The organism is Microbacterium sp. NPDC058062, from assembly GCF_042885375.1.
Lineage (GTDB): Bacteria > Actinomycetota > Actinomycetes > Actinomycetales > Microbacteriaceae > Microbacterium > Microbacterium trichothecenolyticum_C.
The window spans coordinates 57,027-76,187 of the sequence record NZ_JBHVSC010000007.1 but is presented as its reverse complement, the minus strand read 5'-3'; the positions used below and the strand labels follow the sequence as shown (position 1 = coordinate 76,187).

Annotated in this window: 17 protein-coding genes; 8 read left to right on the top strand and 9 right to left on the bottom strand. The window is 71.1% G+C overall.

Translation table 11 applies throughout. The annotated features are described in order from the left end of the window. Positions 1–58 precede the first annotated feature (58 nt). On the top strand, positions 59–946 hold the full coding sequence (locus ACFVSU_RS20140; RefSeq protein ID WP_387147207.1) for an aminodeoxychorismate lyase: 888 nt from the start codon (positions 59–61) through the stop codon (positions 944–946). Between the two features lie 9 nt (positions 947–955). Here the strand turns inward: ACFVSU_RS20140 and ACFVSU_RS20135 are convergent, their stop codons facing one another. Further along, positions 956–1,408 (bottom strand): hypothetical protein, encoded by a 453-nt coding sequence (locus ACFVSU_RS20135; RefSeq protein ID WP_387147204.1) that lies wholly within the window; start codon positions 1,406–1,408, stop codon positions 956–958. 68 nt (positions 1,409–1,476) lie between these two features. On the opposite strand from ACFVSU_RS20135, the gene ACFVSU_RS20130 reads away from it, so the two are divergent. Then, complete coding sequence (locus ACFVSU_RS20130; protein WP_387147201.1) at positions 1,477–2,025, top strand: TetR/AcrR family transcriptional regulator; 549 nt, start codon at positions 1,477–1,479, stop codon at positions 2,023–2,025. Positions 2,026–2,075: 50 nt separating this feature from the next. Here ACFVSU_RS20130 and pstB read toward each other — a convergent pair whose 3' ends face one another. The 4 genes from pstB to pstS all read right to left on the bottom strand — a co-directional run bounded on the left by pstB (position 2,076) and on the right by pstS (position 6,135). Then, positions 2,076–2,855: a phosphate ABC transporter ATP-binding protein PstB gene (pstB, locus tag ACFVSU_RS20125; protein WP_387147198.1), complete on the bottom strand. Its 780-nt coding sequence runs from the start codon at positions 2,853–2,855 to the stop codon at positions 2,076–2,078. A gap of 31 nt (positions 2,856–2,886) precedes the next feature. After that, positions 2,887–3,996 carry a phosphate ABC transporter permease PstA gene (gene pstA / locus ACFVSU_RS20120; RefSeq protein WP_387147195.1) on the bottom strand — a complete coding sequence of 370 codons (1,110 nt, stop codon included), beginning with the start codon at positions 3,994–3,996 and terminating at the stop codon, positions 2,887–2,889. 1 nt (position 3,997) lies between these two features. Continuing rightward, entirely contained in the window at positions 3,998–4,942 is a 945-nt protein-coding gene (gene pstC / locus ACFVSU_RS20115; RefSeq protein WP_387147192.1) for a phosphate ABC transporter permease subunit PstC, read from the bottom strand. A gap of 74 nt (positions 4,943–5,016) precedes the next feature. After that, positions 5,017–6,135, bottom strand: a complete 1,119-nt coding sequence (gene pstS, locus ACFVSU_RS20110; RefSeq protein WP_387147189.1) for a phosphate ABC transporter substrate-binding protein PstS — start codon at positions 6,133–6,135, stop codon at positions 5,017–5,019. Positions 6,136–6,373: 238 nt separating this feature from the next. Here pstS and ACFVSU_RS20105 point away from each other — a divergent pair, with 238 nt between their 5' ends. Genes ACFVSU_RS20105 through ACFVSU_RS20095 form a run of 3 tightly spaced genes read left to right on the top strand, consistent with a single transcriptional unit; the run spans position 6,374 to position 12,481 of the window. Continuing rightward, entirely contained in the window at positions 6,374–7,204 is an 831-nt protein-coding gene (locus ACFVSU_RS20105) for a hypothetical protein (RefSeq protein WP_387147187.1), read from the top strand. Between the two features lies 1 nt (position 7,205). Continuing rightward, entirely contained in the window at positions 7,206–11,150 is a 3,945-nt protein-coding gene (locus ACFVSU_RS20100) for a Pls/PosA family non-ribosomal peptide synthetase (protein ID WP_387147185.1), read from the top strand. Further along, positions 11,147–12,481: a M1 family metallopeptidase gene (locus ACFVSU_RS20095; protein ID WP_387147181.1), complete on the top strand. Its 1,335-nt coding sequence runs from the start codon at positions 11,147–11,149 to the stop codon at positions 12,479–12,481. Before ACFVSU_RS20100 ends, ACFVSU_RS20095 begins: the two co-directional genes overlap by 4 nt. On the opposite strand, the gene ACFVSU_RS20090 is transcribed toward ACFVSU_RS20095, so the two are convergent. The 4 genes from ACFVSU_RS20090 to ACFVSU_RS20075 form a co-directional block, all read right to left on the bottom strand. Beyond that, the gene (locus ACFVSU_RS20090; RefSeq protein ID WP_387147178.1) at positions 12,456–12,998 is read right to left on the bottom strand and encodes a chemotaxis protein CheY; all 543 of its coding nucleotides are present in this window, start codon (positions 12,996–12,998) and stop codon (positions 12,456–12,458) included. The genes ACFVSU_RS20095 and ACFVSU_RS20090 overlap by 26 nt on opposite strands. After that, positions 12,998–13,936: an NUDIX domain-containing protein gene (locus ACFVSU_RS20085; protein ID WP_387147175.1), complete on the bottom strand. Its 939-nt coding sequence runs from the start codon at positions 13,934–13,936 to the stop codon at positions 12,998–13,000. The genes ACFVSU_RS20090 and ACFVSU_RS20085 overlap by 1 nt, the downstream gene beginning before the upstream one ends. Next, a complete protein-coding gene (locus tag ACFVSU_RS20080) occupies positions 13,933–16,098 on the bottom strand; it encodes an RNA degradosome polyphosphate kinase (RefSeq protein ID WP_387147172.1) in 2,166 nt (721 codons plus the stop codon). The genes ACFVSU_RS20085 and ACFVSU_RS20080 overlap by 4 nt, the downstream gene beginning before the upstream one ends. A gap of 77 nt (positions 16,099–16,175) precedes the next feature. Beyond that, positions 16,176–16,874, bottom strand: coding sequence for a DNA-binding response regulator (locus tag ACFVSU_RS20075; protein ID WP_387147169.1), 699 nt, complete (start codon positions 16,872–16,874; stop codon positions 16,176–16,178). A gap of 151 nt (positions 16,875–17,025) precedes the next feature. Between ACFVSU_RS20075 and ACFVSU_RS20070 the strand changes: the two genes are divergently transcribed. The 3 genes from ACFVSU_RS20070 to ACFVSU_RS20060 all read left to right on the top strand — a co-directional run bounded on the left by ACFVSU_RS20070 (position 17,026) and on the right by ACFVSU_RS20060 (position 19,160). Then, positions 17,026–17,316, top strand: coding sequence for a hypothetical protein (locus tag ACFVSU_RS20070; RefSeq protein ID WP_310292522.1), 291 nt, complete (start codon positions 17,026–17,028; stop codon positions 17,314–17,316). Between the two features lie 135 nt (positions 17,317–17,451). Beyond that, the gene (locus ACFVSU_RS20065) at positions 17,452–18,054 is read left to right on the top strand and encodes an FABP family protein (RefSeq protein ID WP_387147166.1); all 603 of its coding nucleotides are present in this window, start codon (positions 17,452–17,454) and stop codon (positions 18,052–18,054) included. Next, positions 18,054–19,160 carry a YgfZ/GcvT domain-containing protein gene (locus ACFVSU_RS20060; protein ID WP_387147164.1) on the top strand — a complete coding sequence of 369 codons (1,107 nt, stop codon included), beginning with the start codon at positions 18,054–18,056 and terminating at the stop codon, positions 19,158–19,160. The genes ACFVSU_RS20065 and ACFVSU_RS20060 overlap by 1 nt, the downstream gene beginning before the upstream one ends. Position 19,161 lies beyond the last annotated feature (1 nt).

The window sequence follows — 19,161 nt, the reverse complement described above, 5'->3', positions numbered from 1 at the left end:
CGATCCAGTGTAACCGAGTCCGAGGGTGTGGCATTCCCGAACGCCTAAGCTCGGGGGCATGGCCCTGCGTTTCGCGCTCGTGATCGAGCCCGCGGCATCCGATGATCCTCGTCCCGATTTCGCCGATTCGTTCCGCGTGATCGACCCGTCCGCCCCGGCGCTCAGCGTCGGCGAGCTGAGCACGCAGCGCGGCGACGGCATCTTCGAGTCGATCGGGGTCGTCGACGGGCACGCGCAGGAGACCGAGGCGCACCTCGAACGACTCGCGCACTCCGCGCAGATCTGCGACCTCCCCGCCCCGAACCTCGAGCAGTGGCGTCAGGCCGTCGCCGTCGCCGCCCAGCACTCGCCGAGCGAGGGGGAGGGCGTCATCAAGCTCATCCTGAGCCGCGGCGTGGAGCACGGCCCCGCGCCCACCGCGTGGGTGACCGCGACGGCCGCCGCAGACAACTCGACCGCCCGCGAGAAGGGCATCCGGGTCGTCACGATGGACCGCGGCTACGGCATCGACACCCCCGCGCGTGCGCCGTGGCTGCTCCTAGGTGCCAAGACCCTGTCGTACGCCGTCAACATGGCCGCGATCCGCGAGGCGAAGCGGCGCGGCGCCGACGATGCCGTGTTCGTCACGTCCGACGGCTTCGTGCTCGAGGCGCCCACGGCGTCGCTCATCCTCCGCCTCGACGGGCGCTTCGTCACCCCGGCGCCCAACGGCGGCATCCTCCACGGCACGACGCAGCTGAGCCTGTTCGCGCACCTCGAAGCACAGGGGCACGAGACCGGCTACGAGGTGCTTCCGACGAGCGCGCTCAGTGAAGCGGATGCTGCGTGGCTGGTGTCCAGCGTGCGGCTCGCCGCTCCGATCACGGCGATCGACGGCGTCGAGGTCCCGCTGGACGCGGAGCTCACGGCATCCTTCAACCGCTATCTGCTGAGCCCACGCGACTGAGCCCTGCGCTCACCTCGTCACGCCCGACATGTCGCGGCGCGCGCGGGCGATCATGCCGCGCGCGAGCAGTGCGAGACCGGCGCGCACGGGCAGCGACGCGAGGCGTCCTCCGGCGCCCTTGAAGCGCATCGCGGCGACCACGCGCACGAGTGAACTCTGCTCGTCGACGCCCACCCCGACGCGCACGTCGAGGCGGCGCGCGTTCACGGCGACGAGCGCTTCGTCGCCCTCGACACGGCTCACATGCAGGCGGTCGCAGCGCGCGGGGCGGCGACGCAGGGCAGCGAGCCCGGCCAGCGCGAGCGCGATCCAGCGGGGGAGGGCCGACGTCGACAGCAGGTTGCGCGCCCACGCCGACGGATCGGCCGAGGCGTGCGCCGGCAGCACGTCGACCCACACCTGGGTGTAGTCGGGATCCGCGATGTCGACCAGGGCGAGCGACCAGAAGGCGGGTTCTCTCATACGAAGCTCCTCGCGACCATACGCCGACGTATGGTCCTGTGGAGAAAACTATACGGTACCGTACGGACATGGCAAGGTTCACCCGAGCGGACTGGGTCGACGCGGCGTACCGGCGATTCAGCGACGACGGGATCCGCGCGGTCGCCGTCGAGCCGACGGCGCGGGAGCTCGGCACGACGAAGGGGTCGTTCTACTGGCACTTCGCCGACCGGCAGGCGCTCGTCGATGCGGTGCTCGAGACGTGGCGCGACCGCGAGACCGAGGCGCTGATCGCCGAGGTCGAGACGATCTCCGATCCGCAGTCCCGCCTCTCCGCGCTGCTCGAGATCATCGCGCACCGTACGGGGGAGCGTTCGGGCGAGCGGACGCTCTACGCCGACGCGGCCGCGGCGGATGTGCGCGACATCGTCGAGGCCGTCACCGAGCGGCGCGTGTCGTACCTGACCGGCCTGCTCGAGGCATCCGGCGTTCCTGGTCGCGAAGCCCGGCGGCGCGCGGTCATCGTCGTCTCGGCGGTCATCGGCTACCAGCAGCTCGTGTCGAGCGGGTGGGATGCCGCGGCAGACCCGCGCCCGCTGGTCGAGACGCTCTTCGCCCTGGCGACCGCCCCCGTATGACGACGAAGCCCCCCGCCATGCGGCGAGGGGCTTCGTGGAGTCGGACGGGCTTATCCGAAGCGGCCCGAGACGTAGTCCTCGGTGGCCTGGACCGAGGGCGTCGTGAAGATCGTCTTGGTCTCGTCGTACTCGATGAGCTTGCCCGGCTTGCCGGTGCCCGCGATGTTGAAGAAGGCCGTCTTATCGCTCACGCGCGAGGCCTGCTGCATGTTGTGCGTGACGATGACGACCGTATAGTCGTTCTTCAGCTCGCCGATCAGCTCCTCGATGGCGTACGTCGAGATCGGGTCGAGCGCCGAGCACGGCTCGTCCATGAGGATGACCTCCGGCGAGACGGCGATCGCGCGCGCGATGCACAGACGCTGCTGCTGGCCGCCCGACAGGCCCGAACCCGGCTTGTCGAGACGGTCCTTGACCTCGTTCCAGAGGTTGGCGCCCTTCAGCGACTTCTCGACGAGCGCCTCGGAGTCGGACTTCGACATCTTCTTGTTGTTGAGCTTCACGCCCGCGAGCACGTTCTCCTTGATGGACATCGTGGGGAACGGGTTGGGGCGCTGGAACACCATGCCGACCTGACGGCGCACGAGCACCGGGTCGACGTTGGCGCCGTAGAGGTTGTCGCCGTCGAGCAGCACCTCACCCTCGACGCGGGCGCCGGGGATCACTTCGTGCATGCGGTTCAAGGTGCGCAGGAACGTCGACTTGCCACAGCCCGAGGGGCCGATGAAGGCGGTGACGCTGCGCGGCTCGATGTCGAGCGAGACTCCCTCGACGGCCAGGAAGTCGCTGTAGTAGACGTTGAGGTCGTTGACTTCGATGCTCTTGGACATGGTTCCTGTCGATTCTTTCGGGTGAGGACGCTCAGCGGCCGAGCTTCGGCGAGAAGACCTTCGCGACGATGCGCGCGATGAGGTTGAGGAGCATCACAAGGATGATGAGGATGAACGCGGCGGCCCAGGCGCGGTCGATGTAGGCCTGCGCCGGGATGCCCTGGTTCATGTACTGCGAGTACGCGAACACCGGGAGCGTCATCATGCGGCCCTCGAACAGGTTGTAGTTCATCGAGGTCGCGACGCCCGCCGTCAGCAGCAGCGGCGCGGTCTCGCCGATGACGCGGGAGATCGAGAGCATGACGCCCGTCGTGATGCCGGCGATCGAGGTGGGCAGCACGACCTTCGAGATCGTGCGCCACTTCGGCACGCCGAGCGCGTAGGACGCCTCGCGCAGCTCGTTCGGCACCAGTCGCAGCATCTCCTCGGTGGAGCGGACGACGACCGGGATCATCAGCACCGAGAGGGCGATGGAGCCCATGATGCCCATACGGATGCCGGGACCGAAGATCAGGGCGAAGACCGCGTAGGCGAACAGACCGGCGACGATCGACGGGATGCCCGTCATGACGTCGACGAGGAAGGTGATGCCGCGGCTCAGACGCCCGCCACGCCCGTACTCGACGAGGTAGATGGCGGTGAAGATGCCGATCGGGATCGAGATGACGGCGGCCGCGAGCGTGATGAGCACGGTGCCGACGATCGCGTGCAGCGCACCGCCACCTTCGCCGACCACGTTGCGCATGGACGACGTGAAGAACTCGGCCGACAGGCCCGCGACGCCGTTGACGACGACGGTGATGGCCACCGACACGAGGGGGACCATCGCGATGAGGAACGCGATCGCCACCACACCGGTCACGAGGCGGTCGACGCCCTTGCGGCGACCCTCGACGAGCGACGAGATCACCGTGATGAGCACCAGGTACAGCAGGCCGGCCACGACGGCCCAGCCGGCCAGGTTGAAGCCCTCGCCGGATCCCATCGCGACGATCGCGAACAGCATGCCGCTGGCCACGAGGCTGCCGATGAGGATGGCCCACGGCGCCCAGACGGGCAGGTGGCCGCTGGTCAGGCGGGGCGTCTCGCGCACCGGCGCGGTCGCCTGAGGAGGCTGAGGAGGAGCGGTCGTCACGGTCATGTCAGTTCGCTCCCGAGAATTCCTTGCGCCGGCTGACGATCCATCGGGCGATGGCGTTGACGGCGAAGGTGACGATGAAGAGGATGAGGCCCGTCGCGATGAGGACGTTGATGTTGAGGCCGTAGGCCTCGGGGAACGTCAGCGCGATGTTCGCGGGGATCGTGCCAGGGTTCTCCGAGGTGAAGAGCTGGAAGGTGACGACGTTGGCCACCGAGAGCACCATGGCGACCGCCATCGTCTCTCCGAGCGCGCGTCCGAGGCCGAGCATGGAGGCCGACACGATGCCGCTGCGGCCGAAGGGGAACACGGCCATGCGGACCATCTCCCAGCGCGTCGCACCGAGGGCGAGGGCGGCCTCCTCGTGGAGGACCGGGGTCTGGAGGAAGATCTCGCGGCAGATGGCCGTGATGATCGGCACCACCATGACCGCGAGGACGATCGCGGCGGTGAAGATCGTGCGTCCCGTGCTCGAGACGGTGCCGCTGAAGAGCGGGAACCACCCCATGTTGGCGTTGAGCCAGGCGTAGACCGGCTGCACGGCGGGGGCGAGCACGAGGATGCCCCAGAGGCCGAAGACGACGGAGGGCACCGCCGCGAGCAGGTCGACGATGTAGCCGAGACCCTGCGCGAGGCGGCGCGGTGCGTAGTGCGAGATGAAGAGGGCGACCGCCACCGCGAGGGGGACGGCCATCAGGAGCGCCAGGAACGACGCCCACACGGTGCCGAACGCGAGCGGCCAGACGTACTCCCAGAAGTTCCCGGTGAGGATGCTGGCGGTCTCGCTCGTGGCGGTGAGGCCCGGGATCGACTGGATGATGAGGAAGATCGCGACGGCGGCGAGCGTGACGAGGATCATCACACCGGCGCCGAGCGCGGTTCCCGAGAACCAGCGGTCGCCTGGCCGCTGCTTGACCTTGCCCGTCGCGGGGGCGGTCGTCGTGGTCATGGTGTCCTTCTGGATTCGGGTCTCAGGGTGATACCCGGCCCGGTCGTCGTGCGACCGGGCCGGGTATCGGGGTCTTACTCGACGACGATCAGGTCGATCGCGGCGTTGACCTGCTCGCGCAGCGTGTCGGAGATCGGCGCGTTGCCGGCGGCGGCGGCAGCCGCGTCCTGGCCCTCGGCGCTGGCGACGTACTGGAGGTAGCCCTTGACGATCGGCGCGACGGCGGCGTCCGCGTACTCCTGGCACGCGATCATGTAGCTGACGAGGACGATCGGGTACACGCCGGCGGCGTCCGAGGTGCGCTCCAGGGCGATCGCGAGGTCGCCCTCGCCACGGCCTTCTTCGAACGGCGACTCGTCGACGATCGCGGCAGCGGCCTCGGGCGAGTACTCGACGAATTCGTCGCCGACCTGGATGGCGGCGGTCGAGAGGCCCTCTTCGGCAGCGCGCGACGCGTCGGCGTAGCCGATGGTGCCGTTGCCGCCCGCGACGGCCGAGACGACACCCGAGGTGCCCTGCGCGGCCTCACCGGCGACCGGCGTCGACGGCCACACGCCGTCGGGCTCGTAGGTCCACACGTCACCGGCGGTCTGGAAGAGGTAGTCGGTGAAGTTCTCGGTGGTGCCCGAGTCGTCGGCGCGGTGCACCGGCGTCACGGCCAGGTCGGGAAGCGTCGCGTCGGGGTTGAGCGCGGCGATCGCCGGGTCGTTCCAGTTGGTGATCGTGCCCGCGAACAGGCCCGCGGCGGTCGCGGCATCGAGGTTGAGCGAGTCCACGCCCTCGACGTTGAAGATGATCGCGATCGGCGAGATGTAGGTCGGCAGCTCGATGATGCCCGAGCCGTCGACGCACGAGTCGAACGGGCCGGCCTCGATCTCCTCGACCTTGAACGCGCGGTCCGAACCCGCGAACGGGAAGGCGCCCGCCTGGAACGACTCGCGGCCCGCGCCGGAGCCGGCCGGGTCGTAGTTGATGGTGACGTCGGGGTTCGCCGTCTGGAAGCCGGCGGTCCAGGCCTGGACCGCGACCTCCTGCGACGACGCGCCGCCGCCCGAGATCTCGCCAGAGAGGTCCGACGCGGCCGTGGTCTCGTCGGCGGTGCCGCCGGGGGTCTCGTTCGAGGCGCAGCCGGCGAGAGCGAGAGCCGCGACTGCGGCGACAGCGCCCACCTGGGCGATGCGAGAGATCTTCACTGTGTGAATCCTTCACGTGTCAGGGAAACAGGCCGAAACGGCCTTCGGGTCGAACCCGGTGCGGGGTTCGCTCTGAAACGTAGGCTCGGACTCTTAAGAGACTGCGCTGTGCGGGTGAACGGAAGGTGAACGGGATGCCGACATCCATGCATCGGCATTGACACGCGGCGGCGCGTTCCCGCGGAATTCCGCGACACGAAGCCCCGGCCGTTCACCGGCGCCCGCTAAGGTTCCTCGCATGAGCAAGACCACCAAAGCACAGCGCAAGGCCCTCGACGCGATCGACGACGCGGAGTCCGCCGCGAAGAAGGCCCGCCGGGTCGCCAAGACCCTCCCTGCGAAGAGTGCGAAGAAGCTGCGTGAGGTCGCGGCCGAGACCGTCGACGACGTCGACGTGTCGAAGAAGGCGATCCGCAAGAACCCGCGCAAGGTGGCGAAGAAGGCGCACCGCGCCGAGGATCGCGTCCGCAAGGCCACCCGTGCCGCGGTCGTGAAAGCCGAGAAGAAGGCGCGCCTGCGCGCGGAGGCCGAGCGCGCTGCCGCCGAGGCGGCGAAGGCGGCCGAAGAGGCGAAGTCGCGTGCCGCCGAGGCGAAGGCGCTGAAGAAGGCCGCCGCGAAGGCCGAGCGCGCCGCCGCCAAGGCCGAGCAGGAGGCGCTCGAGGCCGACCGCGTCCTCGAGGCGGAGCTCACCACCGGTGAGGCGGACACGGATGCTGCCGCCACCGTGGCGCCCGAGCCCACGGCCGCAGCAGCCGTCGTCGCGGAAGCCCCCGCCGTAGCGGAGTCGACGGCGGCAGAAGATGCGCCCGCTGCTGCCCCGAAGGCACCCGCTGCCGCTCCGAAGGCGCCCGCTGCCGCGCCGAAGGCACCCGCGAAGCCCGCCACGACCCGCACCCGCGCCCCGCGTGCGCCGAAGCCCGCGGTCAAGCCGACCGCTGCTGCCGCAGCATCCACCTCGTCTGATCTCGCCACGCTCACCGTCGCGCAGCTGCGCGAGCGCGCCCGTGCCGCGGGCCGGACCGGCTACTCGCGGCTCACCAAGGCCGAACTGATCACCCTGCTGTCCTGACGTGAGCTCGATCGATTCGCCCCCGGCCGTGCCGGCACCGCTGGATCGCATCGACGCGGCACCGGAGCCGCGCACGCTGCTCGACATCCTCCGCGCCACCGTGCAGCGCACGCCGGAGGCCTCCGCACTCGACGACGGCTCGGGCGCACTCAGCTATCGCGAGCTCATGGCGCGGGTGGGTCGCACCGCCGCGCTCCTGCACGAGGCGGGCGTCCGACGCGGCGACCGGGTCGGAGTGCGGATGCCCTCCGGCTCGAAGGAGCTGTACATCTCGATCCTCGGCGTCATCGCCGCCGGCGCGGCGTACGTCCCGGTTGATGCCGACGACTCCGACGAGCGGGCACGGCTCGTGTTCGGGGAGGCGCACGTCCACGGCGTGATCGGCGAGGGCGGCGCCTACGTGCCCGCCGGCGCGGCCGGCGAGGAGCCCGCCGCCCTGTTCGGCGGGGCGGCGCCGCATCCGAGCACGCACGCGATCGTCACCGTCCCGCCGCCGACGATCGATGACGACGCCTGGATCATCTTCACCTCGGGGTCGACGGGCGTGCCCAAGGGAGTGGCGGTCTCGCATCGCTCCGCCGCCGCGTTCGTCGACGCCGAAGCGCGACTCTTCCTGCAGGGCGCACCGCTCGGCCCGGGCGACCGCGTCCTGGCGGGTCTGTCCGTCGCCTTCGACGCCTCGTGCGAGGAGATGTGGCTCGCGTGGCGCCACGGCGCGTGCCTCGTGCCCGCGCCGCGCTCGCTGGTGCGCTCGGGCGAGGACCTGGCGCCCTGGCTCATCCGGCAGGCGATCTCGGTGGTCTCGACCGTGCCGACGCTTGCAGCGCTGTGGCCCGCAGACGCGATCGAGAACGTGCGGCTCCTCATCTTCGGCGGCGAGGCCTGCCCGCCCGAGCTCGTCGCGCGGCTCGTCGCCGACGGCCGGGAAGTCTGGAACACGTACGGCCCGACCGAGGCGACCGTGGTCGCGTGCGCGGCGCTCCTTGACGGCGAAGGTCCGGTGCGCATCGGCCTCCCGCTCGACGGCTGGGCGCTGGCCGTCGTGGACGGTGACGATCGGCAGGTCGAGCCCGGCGGACTCGGCGAGCTGATCATCGGCGGCGTCGGGCTCGCCCGCTACCTCGACCCGGTCAAAGACCTCGAGAAGTACGCGCCCATGCCGACGCTGGGGTGGGATCGGGCGTACCGTTCGGGCGACCTGGTGCGCTACGAGCCGGAAGGCCTCCTCTTCCAGGGCCGTGCCGACGACCAGGTCAAGGTCGGCGGCCGGCGCATCGAGCTCGGCGAGGTCGAGAACGCGCTCCAGGAGCTTCCCGGGGTGACGGCCGCGAGCGCCGCCGTGCGCACGAGCGACGCGGGCGTCCCCGTCCTCGTGGGCTACCTCGTCGTCGACGGCGAGCTCGACCGCGCCGCCGCCCGCGGCCACCTCGCCGAACGCCTGGCCGCGGGCGTCATGCCGCTGCTCGCCGTCGTGCCCGACCTGCCGGTGCGCACCTCCGGCAAGGTCGACCGCGCCGCCCTGCCGTGGCCGCTGCCCGACCTCGACATCCCCCGCGCGGACCTGAGCCCCGACGAGGCATGGCTCGCCGACCAGTGGCAGGCGGTCCTCGGCCTTCCGGTCCCGGATCGCAAGGCCGACTTCTTCGACCTCGGCGGCGGCTCGCTCGCGGCGGCGCAGCTGGTCTCGCGGATCCGTGCGCGCGTCCCCGACTTCTCGGTCGCCGACATCTACGACGTGCCCCGCCTCGGGGCGATGGCCAAGGCGCTGCAGCCGTTCCTCTCGCGAGAGGAGGCAGGGGAATTCCGGATGCCGGAGCCCACGCCCCGTGCCACGCAATGGGTGCAGTCGCTCCTCGGCGCCCCGCTGTTCATCCTCTCGGGCGTCCGCTGGCTCCTGTATCTGCTGACGGCCGGGGCCATCCTCCAGCTGTTCCCCGGATTCGAGGCCCTGCCCTCGGCGCCGTGGTGGGTGCTCATCATCGGCCTCGTGCTCTTCGCCACGCCGTTCGGCCGCATGGCGATCGCCGCAGCATCCGCTCGCCTTCTCCTCGCGGGACTGCGTCCCGGGGACTATCCGCGCGGCGGCTCGGTGCACCTGAGGCTCTGGCTCGCCGAGCAGATCTCGGATCAGGTCGACGCCGTGGGGCTGGCCGGCGCGCCGTGGGTCTCGTACTACGCGCGCGCGCTCGGCGCCCGCATCGGCGCGGACGTCGACATGCACACGCTGCCGCCGATCACGGGGATGCTGAAGATCGGGGATCGCGCCTCGATCGAGCCGGAGGTCGACCTCAGCGGCTACTGGATCGACGGCGATCTCGTGCGCATCGGCGAGGTGCGCATCGGCGCCGACGCCACCGTCGGCACGCGCAGCACGCTCGCTCCCGGCACGCGGATCGGCCAGCGCGCCGAGATCGCGCCGGGCTCCGCCGTCTTCGGCCGCGTGCGCGCGAACCAGTCCTGGGCCGGCTCGCCGGCCGTGCGCGTCGGCGGCACGTCCGAGGGGTGGCCCACCGAGCGCCCGCGAGCCGCGCGCCGGTGGCTGTGGGCGTACGCGGCCTCGGCCGTGGCCCTGGGCCTCCTCCCCATCGTGAGTTTCGCCGTCGGGGCCGTGGTCCTCGCGATCGGCATGCGCGGCGCTCCCGACCTCGGCAGCGCCCTCGGCGCGGCGCTCCTGTGGCTCGTGCCCGCGGTGCTCGTGACCGGGATCGTCTATGCCGGCGCCGTCCTGCTCGGCGTCCGCCTCGCCGCGATCGGGCTCCACGAGGGCACGCACGCCGTGCGCAGCCGCATCGGGTGGCAGGCCTGGACCACCGAACGCCTCCTCGACTCCGCGCGGACGATCCTCTTCCCGCTCTACTCGAGCCTGTTCACCCCGGTGTGGCTGCGCCTGCTCGGGGCGCGGGTCGGACACGACGTCGAGGCATCCACCGTCCTCCTCATCCCGGCGATGACCCGCATCGAGGACGGCGCGTTCCTCGCCGACGACACGATGGTCGCCTCGTACGAGATGCGCGGCGGATGGCTGCGCCTCGGCGAGGTGCGCATCGGCAAGCGCGCGTTCCTCGGCAACTCCGGCATGGCCTCGCCCGGTCACACGGTGCCGAAGGACGGCCTCGTCGCCGTGCTGTCCGCCGCACCGGTGAAGGCGAAGGCCGGGTCGTCGTGGCTCGGCTCGCCGGCCACACGTCTGCGCCGGCAGCCGAACGAGAGCGATGCGAGCCGTACGTACAACCCGCCGACTTCGCTGCGGGTCGCGCGGTCGCTGTGGGAGCTCTGCCGCTTCATCCCCGTCGTCGTCACGTGCGGCCTGGGCCTGCTCGTGCTGTTCGCCCTCGCCGCCCTCGTCGACACCGTCGGCCCGTGGATCACCTTCCTGCTGTCGGGGTTCGTGCTCCTCGCCGCGGGCGCGGTCGCGGCGGGCATCTCCACCGCCGCCAAGTGGCTGTTCGTCGGCCCGATCCGCGCGGGGGAGCAGCCGCTGTGGTCGAGCTTCGTGTGGCGCACCGAGGTGTCGGACACCTTCACCGAGATGCTCGCGGCCCCGTGGTTCGCGCGCGCCGCCGCCGGCACGCCCGCGCTCGCCGTGTGGCTGCGCAGCCTCGGCGCCCGCATCGGGCGCGGCGTGTGGTGCGAGAGCTACTGGCTGCCCGAACCCGACCTCGTGACGCTGGGTGAGGCATCCACGGTCAACCGCGGATGCGTCGTGCAGACGCACCTGTTCCATGATCGAATCATGAGCATGGACACCGTCGAACTCGAACCCGGTGCGACGCTCGGACCGCACAGCGTGATCCTTCCGGCCGCCTCGATCGGGGCCCACGCGACCGTCGGCCCCGCCTCGCTCGTGATGCGCGGCGAGAGCGTGCCCGTCGGCTCCCGCTGGAGCGGCAATCCGATCGGACCGTGGCGTGCGGTGAAGGTGCGCGCGTACCAGTCGACGTCGTGATCGGCCCCGATCCGTACACGCCGCGCAGCGGCGACGCCTCGTTCGACGTCGTCTCGTACGACCTCGACCTGCGCTACCGCGTGCACACGAACCGGCTCGAGGGCACCGCGCTCGTCAACGCGGTCGCGACCCAGCGGACGCGCTCGGTGCGGCTCGACCTGATCGGCCTGCGCGCGTCGCGGGTGCGGGTGGACGGCGACGCGCGCACGAAGTTCGCACAGGATGCCTCGGCCCTGCGCATCACGCCGCCCCAAGCGCTGGAGGTGGGCGAGGAGTTCTCCATCGAAGTGCGCTACGCGGGTGCACCGCGGCCTCGGCGCTCGCGGTGGGGCACGATCGGGTGGGAGGAGCTGGAGGACGGCGTGCTCGTCGCGTCGCAGCCGGTCGGCGCGCCGACCTGGTTCCCCTGCAACGACCGCCCCGACGACCGGGCGAAGTTCCGCATCGCGATCACGACCGATCCGGAGTACACGGTCGCGGCGACCGGGGTCCCGCGGCCGCCGGTCCGCATCGGCGGGCTCACCCGCTGGGAGTTCGTGTCGGAGGTGCCGACGGCGACCTACCTCGCCGCCGTCCACATCGGCCCCTACCGCGAGAGCGCGATCGGACCCGTGCGGCTGATGGCCCCGGCCCCGCTCGTCACCACCGCCCGGCGGTGGTTCTCCGACGTGCCGCGCATCCTCGACTGCTTCGAGGAGGCGTTCGGGCCGTACCCGCAGGAGGACTGCACGGTCGTCGTCACCGCGGATCCCCTCGAGATCCCCCTCGAGGCGCAGGGACTCGTCGTGTTCGGCGCGAACCACTTCGAGCCGGAGGCCGCGCGCCTGGTGCCGCACGAGATCGCTCACCAGTGGTTCGGCAACAGCGTGGGCGTCGAGCGGTGGCGAGACATCTGGCTCAACGAGGGATTCGCGTGCTACGCCGAGTGGCTGTGGTCGGAGGCCTCCGGCGGCGACGACATCGCGACGCTCGCCGACCAGCACCATGCGCGTCTGCGGGCACTGCCGCAGGACCTCGTCATCTCGGACCCGGGCCCCGTGCTCATGTTCGACGACCGCGTGTACAAGCGCGGCGCGCTCACGCTGGAGGCGCTGCGCCGCGCGGTCGGGGCGGAGGTGTTCGCCGACCTCCTTCGCACGTGGGTGCGCGAGCACCGGCACGCGCTCGCCACCACCGAGGCGTTCCGCGACTGCGTCGCCCGTGTCGCCGGCCCGGCGGCGGTCGAGCTCCTCGCGACGTGGCTCGACGCCGCGCCGCTCCCGCCGCTGCCGCCCCGCCCGCCGGCACCTGCGGTGCGACGGTGGCTCAGACTCCCTGGCTCCCGGGACTGAGGACCGCGACGCTCACGAGGATGCCCGGCGGCCCGGCCGCATCCCATCCTGCGTAGACCTCCCCGTCGGGGACGGTCGCCGTCCAGCCATCCGCGGTCGGGGCGACGACCACCGTCGAGGGCTCCACGCGCAGTCCCCGGCCGTCGGCCTTCAGCGCGGCCTCGACGCGGATCCACTCCCGGACGCTCGCCTCGTCGTCGCCGAGCACGCCGGACATGCCGGCCGCGTCGCGGCGCGCGTCGTGCTCGGGCTCGGCGTCGACGCCGAGGGCCGCAGCATCCTGCGTCGCCGCCACGGCCGCGATCGCATACCCGCCCGCGTACGTGACACCGGCGAGGAACGGCACGTGCGCGACCACGACCGCGCCGTGCGGTCCGCCGCAACGCGGGCACGGGTTGCTCAGTGCGGCGTCGGCGGGCAGCATCGTCCGCACCAGTCGCCACGCGTGCGCGCGCCGCGGCTCACCGGGTGGCACCTCGACCCACGCGATGTCGACGATCGACCGCGCGGGGGCCATCACACCTTCGGCTCGTGCGTCTCGATCGTGACGATGCCCGAGCCCGGGTTCTCGACCGAGAGGTGCACCACCGAGAACGCCGCCGGCTCGAGTGCCGACGCGCTGCCGAGGTACGAGCCGCGCAGTGTGCCCGTCGCCAGGGCGAGTTCGCTCAGGATGTCGGGCAGGACCGGCCCGTGGCTGCACAGCACCGCCGGCTTGCGCGAGCGCACCCGTTCGCCGATCACCGTGCGGGCATCGGACTTGCCGTCCTCCCACGCGTCCTGGCTGATGAGCTTGGTCGTGTCGATCTCGCGGCCGATGGCCGCCGACAGCGGTGCGACGGTCTTGACGCAGCGGGCGGCCGGGCTCGACACGATCCGCCGGACGCCGAACGCGAGAAGGGGGCCGACGATGGATGCCGCCTGCCGGCGCCCGCGCGCGGCCAGGGGCCGCGCGGCATCCTTCCCCTCCCACTCCTCGCGGGTGACGGCCTTGGCGTGCCGCAGGGCGACGATCGGGAACGTGCGCAGCACGCCCTCGTCGACCAGGCGCAGGAAGTTCTCCATGATCTCGGTGTCGACGGGGTAGCTGAGCCGCTTGAGTGCCTTCTTCGGCGAGACCCATTCGATCGCGGCGATCTCCTTGTTCGGCACGAACGCAGAACCGCGGATCGCGGCATCCGTCGCCTCAGCCGCCCAGTAATGGACGATCTTGGTGCGCTTGCTGGGCAGCCGGTAGCGCGACACCCCGACCGGCACGCCGAGGGCGACCCGGATGCCGGTCTCTTCGTGGATCTCGCGCACCGCGGTCTCGGCGAGCATCTCGCCGGGGTCGACCTTGCCCTTGGGGAGGGTGAGGTCGCGGTACTTCGTGCGGTGGATCAGGAGCACGCGCAGCTTGCCGTCGACGACACGCCAGACGACGCCCCCGGCCGCGTAGACGGCCGTCTCGGTCATCGCACCGCCCGCGCCCGCCGGCGGCGCTGCACATTGACCATCGAGCGGTCCTGGAGGTCGAGGAGCGGCTTGCCCTCCTCGTCCGCGTTGTGCCGCACCCATTCGCCGTCCGGACCGAGGTGCCACGAGCTCGTCGAGTCGCTCATCGACAGGGTGAAGAGGTCGTTGATCTCCTTGACGTGCGCCGGCGTCGACACGCGGACCAGCGCCTCGACGCGGCGGTCGAGGTTGCGGTGCATCATGTCGGCGCTGCCGATGTACACGATGGGGTCGCCGTCGTTGTGGAAGACGAAGATCCGCGAGTGCTCCAGGTAGCGGCCGAGGATCGAGCGCACCGTGATGTTCTCGCTCATCCCCTCGACGCCCGGCTTCAGCGAGCAGATGCCGCGGACGCAGACCTCCACCTTCACGCCGGCCTGGCTGGCCCGGTAGAGGGAGTCGATGATCTGCTCGTCGACCATCGAGTTGACCTTGATGCGGATGCTGGCGGGCTTGCCGGCCAGCGCGTTGCGCCGCTCCTTGTCGATGAGGCGGAGGAGGCCCTTGCGCAGGTGCAGCGGCGCGACGAGCAGGCGCTTGAACTTCTTCTCGATCGCGTAGCCGCTCAGCTCGTTGAACAGGCGGGTGAGGTCGCGACCGACCTGGTCGTCGGCGGTGAAGAGGCCGAAGTCCTCGTAGATGCGGCTCGTCTTGGGGTTGTAGTTGCCCGTGCCGATGTGGCTGTAGCTGCGCAGCACACCGCCCTCTTCGCGGATGACGAGGGCGAGTTTGCAGTGGGTCTTGAGGCCCACCAGGCCGTACACGACGTGCACGCCGGCCTTCTCGAGCTTGCGCGCCCACACGATGTTGTTCGCCTCGTCGAAGCGGGCCTTGATCTCGACGAGCGCGAGCACCTGCTTGCCCGCCTCAGCGGCGTCGATCAGCGCCTCGACGATGGGGCTGTCGCCCGACGTGCGGTACAGCGTCTGCTTGATGGCGAGGACGTGCGGATCCTTGGCTGCCTGCTCGAGGAAGGCCTGCACGCTCGTCGCGAACGACTCGTACGGATGGTGCACGAGCACGTCGCCCTTGCGGATCGACGCGAAGATGTCGGGGCGCTCGTTGTTGTCGCCGGGCTGGAAGGCCAGCGCGGTGGTCGGCAGGTGCGGCTTGTAGTGCAGGTCGGGCCGGTCGATGCGCGCGAGGTCGAAGAGACCGCGCAGGTCGAGCGGGCCGGGGAGGCGGTAGACCTCCTGCTGCGTGATGTCGAGCTCCCTGAGGAGGAGGTCGAGGGTCACGTCGTCCATGTCGTCGGTGATCTCGAGACGGATCGGCGGGCCGAAGCGCCGCCGCAGCAGCTCGGCCTCGAGCGCCTGGATGAGGTTCTCGGTCTCGTCCTCCTCGATCACGACGTCCTCGTTGCGCGTGAGGCGGAAGGCATGGTGGTCGAGCACCTCCATCCCCGGGAAGAGATCGTCGAGGTGGTTCGAGATGAGGTCCTCGAGAGGCAGGTAGCGCACAGCGCCTTCGACGGGCGGCAGCTCGACGAAGCGCGGGAGCATCGGCGGCACCTTGAGGCGAGCGAACTCCTGACGCCCGGTGCGGGCGCTGCGGATGCGGATCGCGAGGTTGAGCGAGAGGCCCGAGATGTACGGGAACGGGTGGGCCGGGTCGACCGCGAGCGGCATGAGGACCGGGAACACCTGCGCCTGGAAGTAGTCGTACAGCGCCTCGCGCTCGGAGGGGTCGAGCGACTCGTAGGAGACGACCTCGATCCCGGCCTCCGCCATGGCGGGCTTCACGAGGGCGGTCCACGCCTCGGCGTGCCGCAGCTGCAGCTTGTGCGCCTCGGCCGAGATGTCGGCGAGCACGTCTGCAGGGGAGCGCCCGACGTTCGTCGGGAGGGCGAGGCCCGTGACGATGCGGCGCTTGAGGCCGGCCACGCGCACCATGAAGAACTCGTCGAGGTTGCTGGCGAAGATCGCCAGGAAGTTCGCCCGTTCCAGCGTCGGCAGATGGGGATCCTCGGCAAGCTCCAGCACGCGCTGGTTGAACGCGAGCCAGCTCAGCTCGCGATCCAGGTAGCGGTGGTCGGGAAGCTGCGAGTCGAAGACCTCGGAAAGGTCGAAGTCGTCGTCGTCCGCATCGCCCAGGCCGGCGTCGAGCACCTCGGGTTCGATCATCCCTTCATCATTGCAGGGTGACGTGACGAGAGTGTGAACGAAGTCCCGGGCCCGTGGACGGCGAGGCGCCGCCCCGATCAGGCGTCGGTGCGCTCGCGTGGCGCGGGTTCGGGCTCGTCCTCGTAGACGTTGAACCGGTAGCCCACGTTGCGCACGGTGCCGATCAGCTGCTCCATGTCGCCGAGCTTGGCGCGCAGGCGCCGCACGTGCACGTCGACCGTGCGGGTGCCGCCGAAGTAGTCGTAGCCCCACACCTCGCTCAGCAGCTGCTCGCGGGTGAAGACGCGCGAGGGGTGCGTCGCGAAGAAGTGGAGGAGCTGGAACTCCTTGTACGTGAGGTCGAGCGGACGACCGTGCACCTTGGCCGAGTACGAGGACTCGTCGATCGTGATCCCCGAGGTCTGGATGCGCGTCGAGACCTGCTCTGCCGACTGCCGGCCGACGGCGAGGCGGATGCGGGCGTCGACTTCGGCGGGGCCGGCGGTGAAGAGGATGACGTCGTCGACGCCCCAGTCGGGAGAGACGGCGGTCAGGCCGCCTTCGGTCACGATCAGCAGGAGCGGGGCGTCCCGGCCCGTCGTGTTGAGGATCTTGCACAGCGACTTGGCGCCGACGAGGTCGACGCGCGCGTCGACGAAGATGATGTCGGCGCTCGGCGCGTTCACGAGCTGGGCGGGCTCAGCGGGGATCAGGCGCACGCGGTGGCTCAGCAGTTCGAGCGAGGGCAGGACGGGGCCGCCTCCGTGTGTGGAACTGAGAACCAGGAGCTGTGCCAATGGATCGCCTTCCCGGCGCAGGGGGGTGCGCCGCGAACCCCAGTGTAGGGCGTGGGGGAGAGCCGCTCGGCCCGCATGTCCTCCGTCGACACGCACACCACCCGCGCGGCAGCGCGTGCGCCGCGCGGGTTGTTGCGCGATGATGGGACGCGTGGCCGTGCCTGAACTCGCCCCCCGCCGCACATTCGGCGGCATCGTCGCCGTGTGGGTGCTCGCGGCCGTGATCGCGATCGTCGTCGGCATCTTCGCGACGCCGGACTGGCGTGCGGCGTGGCTGGGCGTCGGATTGGGCGGATGCCTCATCGCGGGGTTCGCGATCCAGCTCTGGTCGGGCCGGTCCCAGGGGTTCACCGAGCGCGTCGCGGCGAGCGTCCTCGGCGCCGCCCTCGTGATGGGCGTCATCAGCCTGGGGTTCGGACTTGCCGCTCTCGTTCCCGGCTAGACTCCCTCGTATGGATACCGTCGCGCTCGAACTGTTCTTCGTGGGCCTGCTCGGTCTGGCGTCTCTGGCGATCGTCTTCGTCTCCGCCGTCGTCGTCAAGAACCTCTACCGCGGCCAGCGCTGACGGGTCCGGTCGTGCTCGACATCCCGACCGACCTTCCGGCGGAGCTCGTCCCGCTGTCGTGGCTCATCGGAGTGTGGGAGGGCACCGGCGTCATCGACTACGGGGACCACGCCTACGCCGGCGAGTTCACCCACCGCGTGAGCTTCAGCCATGACGGCGGCGACTACCTGAACTACTCGGCCGACGCGTGGCTGCATGACGCGGAGGACCCCGAGAAGCGCACGCGTCTCGTGGCCGAGCTCGGCTACTGGCGCCTCGCACTCACCGCGACCGACGCCGACGCCGGACCCGGGCTGCTTCCCGCGCTCGCCGCACCGGTTGTCCGCACCGCCGACGACATCGAGCAGCTGCGCAACGCCGACGGAGGCTTCGACCTCGAGGCCGCGCTCGTGCACGCCGACGGCGTGAGCGAGCTCTACCTCGGCCAGATCAAGGGTCCTCGCATCGACATCGCGACCGACGCCGTCGTGCGACCCGCCGGCGCGAAGTCGTATGCGGCCGCGACCCGGATGTACGGGCTCGTCGACGGCCACCTGCTGTGGGCGTGGGACATCGCGGCCCTCGGCTTCGAGCTCGGCGCTCACGCGTCGGCACGACTCGCGCGGGCCGAGTGATGGGCGCCTCGTTCGCCGCTGTTCCCGGCGCCGTCGTCGACGACACCGGGCTGCAGCACGTCGGCAACCCGCTCCTCGAGCAGCGCCGGCTCGCCGCCGGAGCCGCGCTCGCGCCCCGCGCAGACCGCGCCGTCATCGCCGTCCCCGGTGAGGACCGCCTGACCTGGCTCGACTCGCTCTCGTCGCAGGCGCTGACCCGTCTTGCCCCCGGCGTCGGCACCGAGTTCCTGATCCTCGACCCGCAAGGACACGTCGAGCACGCGGCATCCGTCGTCGATGACGGAGAGACCACCTGGCTCATCGCCGATCGCGCCGACGTCGAGGGGCTGTACGACTGGCTCCGCAAGATGCGATTCCGTCTGCGCGTCGACCCGCGCGTCGCCGACGACGAGTACGCCGTGATCGGCGGCACGACCGCCGCCCTCGACCGCATCTCGCCGGCGGTCCCCGCCGGAGTGTCGCTCGTGTGGCGCGACCCGTGGCCGTCGGTCACGCCCGGCGGTCACGCCTACGCGCCGGTCGAGCCGCACCCCGGCGCCGATCGCGATTGGGCCGAGGCGATCGTGACACGCGACGAGGAGCAGAGGATCGCGGATGCCGCGGCCCGCGGCGAGCTGGAGCTCGCAGGCCTGACCGCGGTCGATGCGCTGCGCGTCGCCGCCTGGCGCCCGCGCTGGACGACGGACGTCGACGAGCGCGCGCTGCCCCACGAGCTCGACTGGCTGCGCACCGCCGTGCACCTCGACAAGGGCTGCTATCGCGGGCAGGAGACCATCGCCAAGGTGCACAACCTCGGGCACCCGCCGCGGCGCCTCGTTGCTCTTCAGCTGGACGGCTCGGGCAGCGTGCTGCCCGAGCACGGTGCGCCGGTGCGCCTCGGCGACGCCGAGGTCGGCATCGTGACGTCGGCGGCGCTGCACTACGAAGAGGGTCCGATCGCGCTCGCCATCGTGCGCCGCACGACGCCCGTCGACGCCCCGCTGACGGTGGACACCGCCGACGGCCCGGTCGCCGCGGCGCAGGAGGTCGTCGTTCCGCCGGACGCCGGCGCCACGGCGAACGTGCCTCGGATCACGCGGCTGTCGCGCCGCGCGGCGGCCCAGTAGG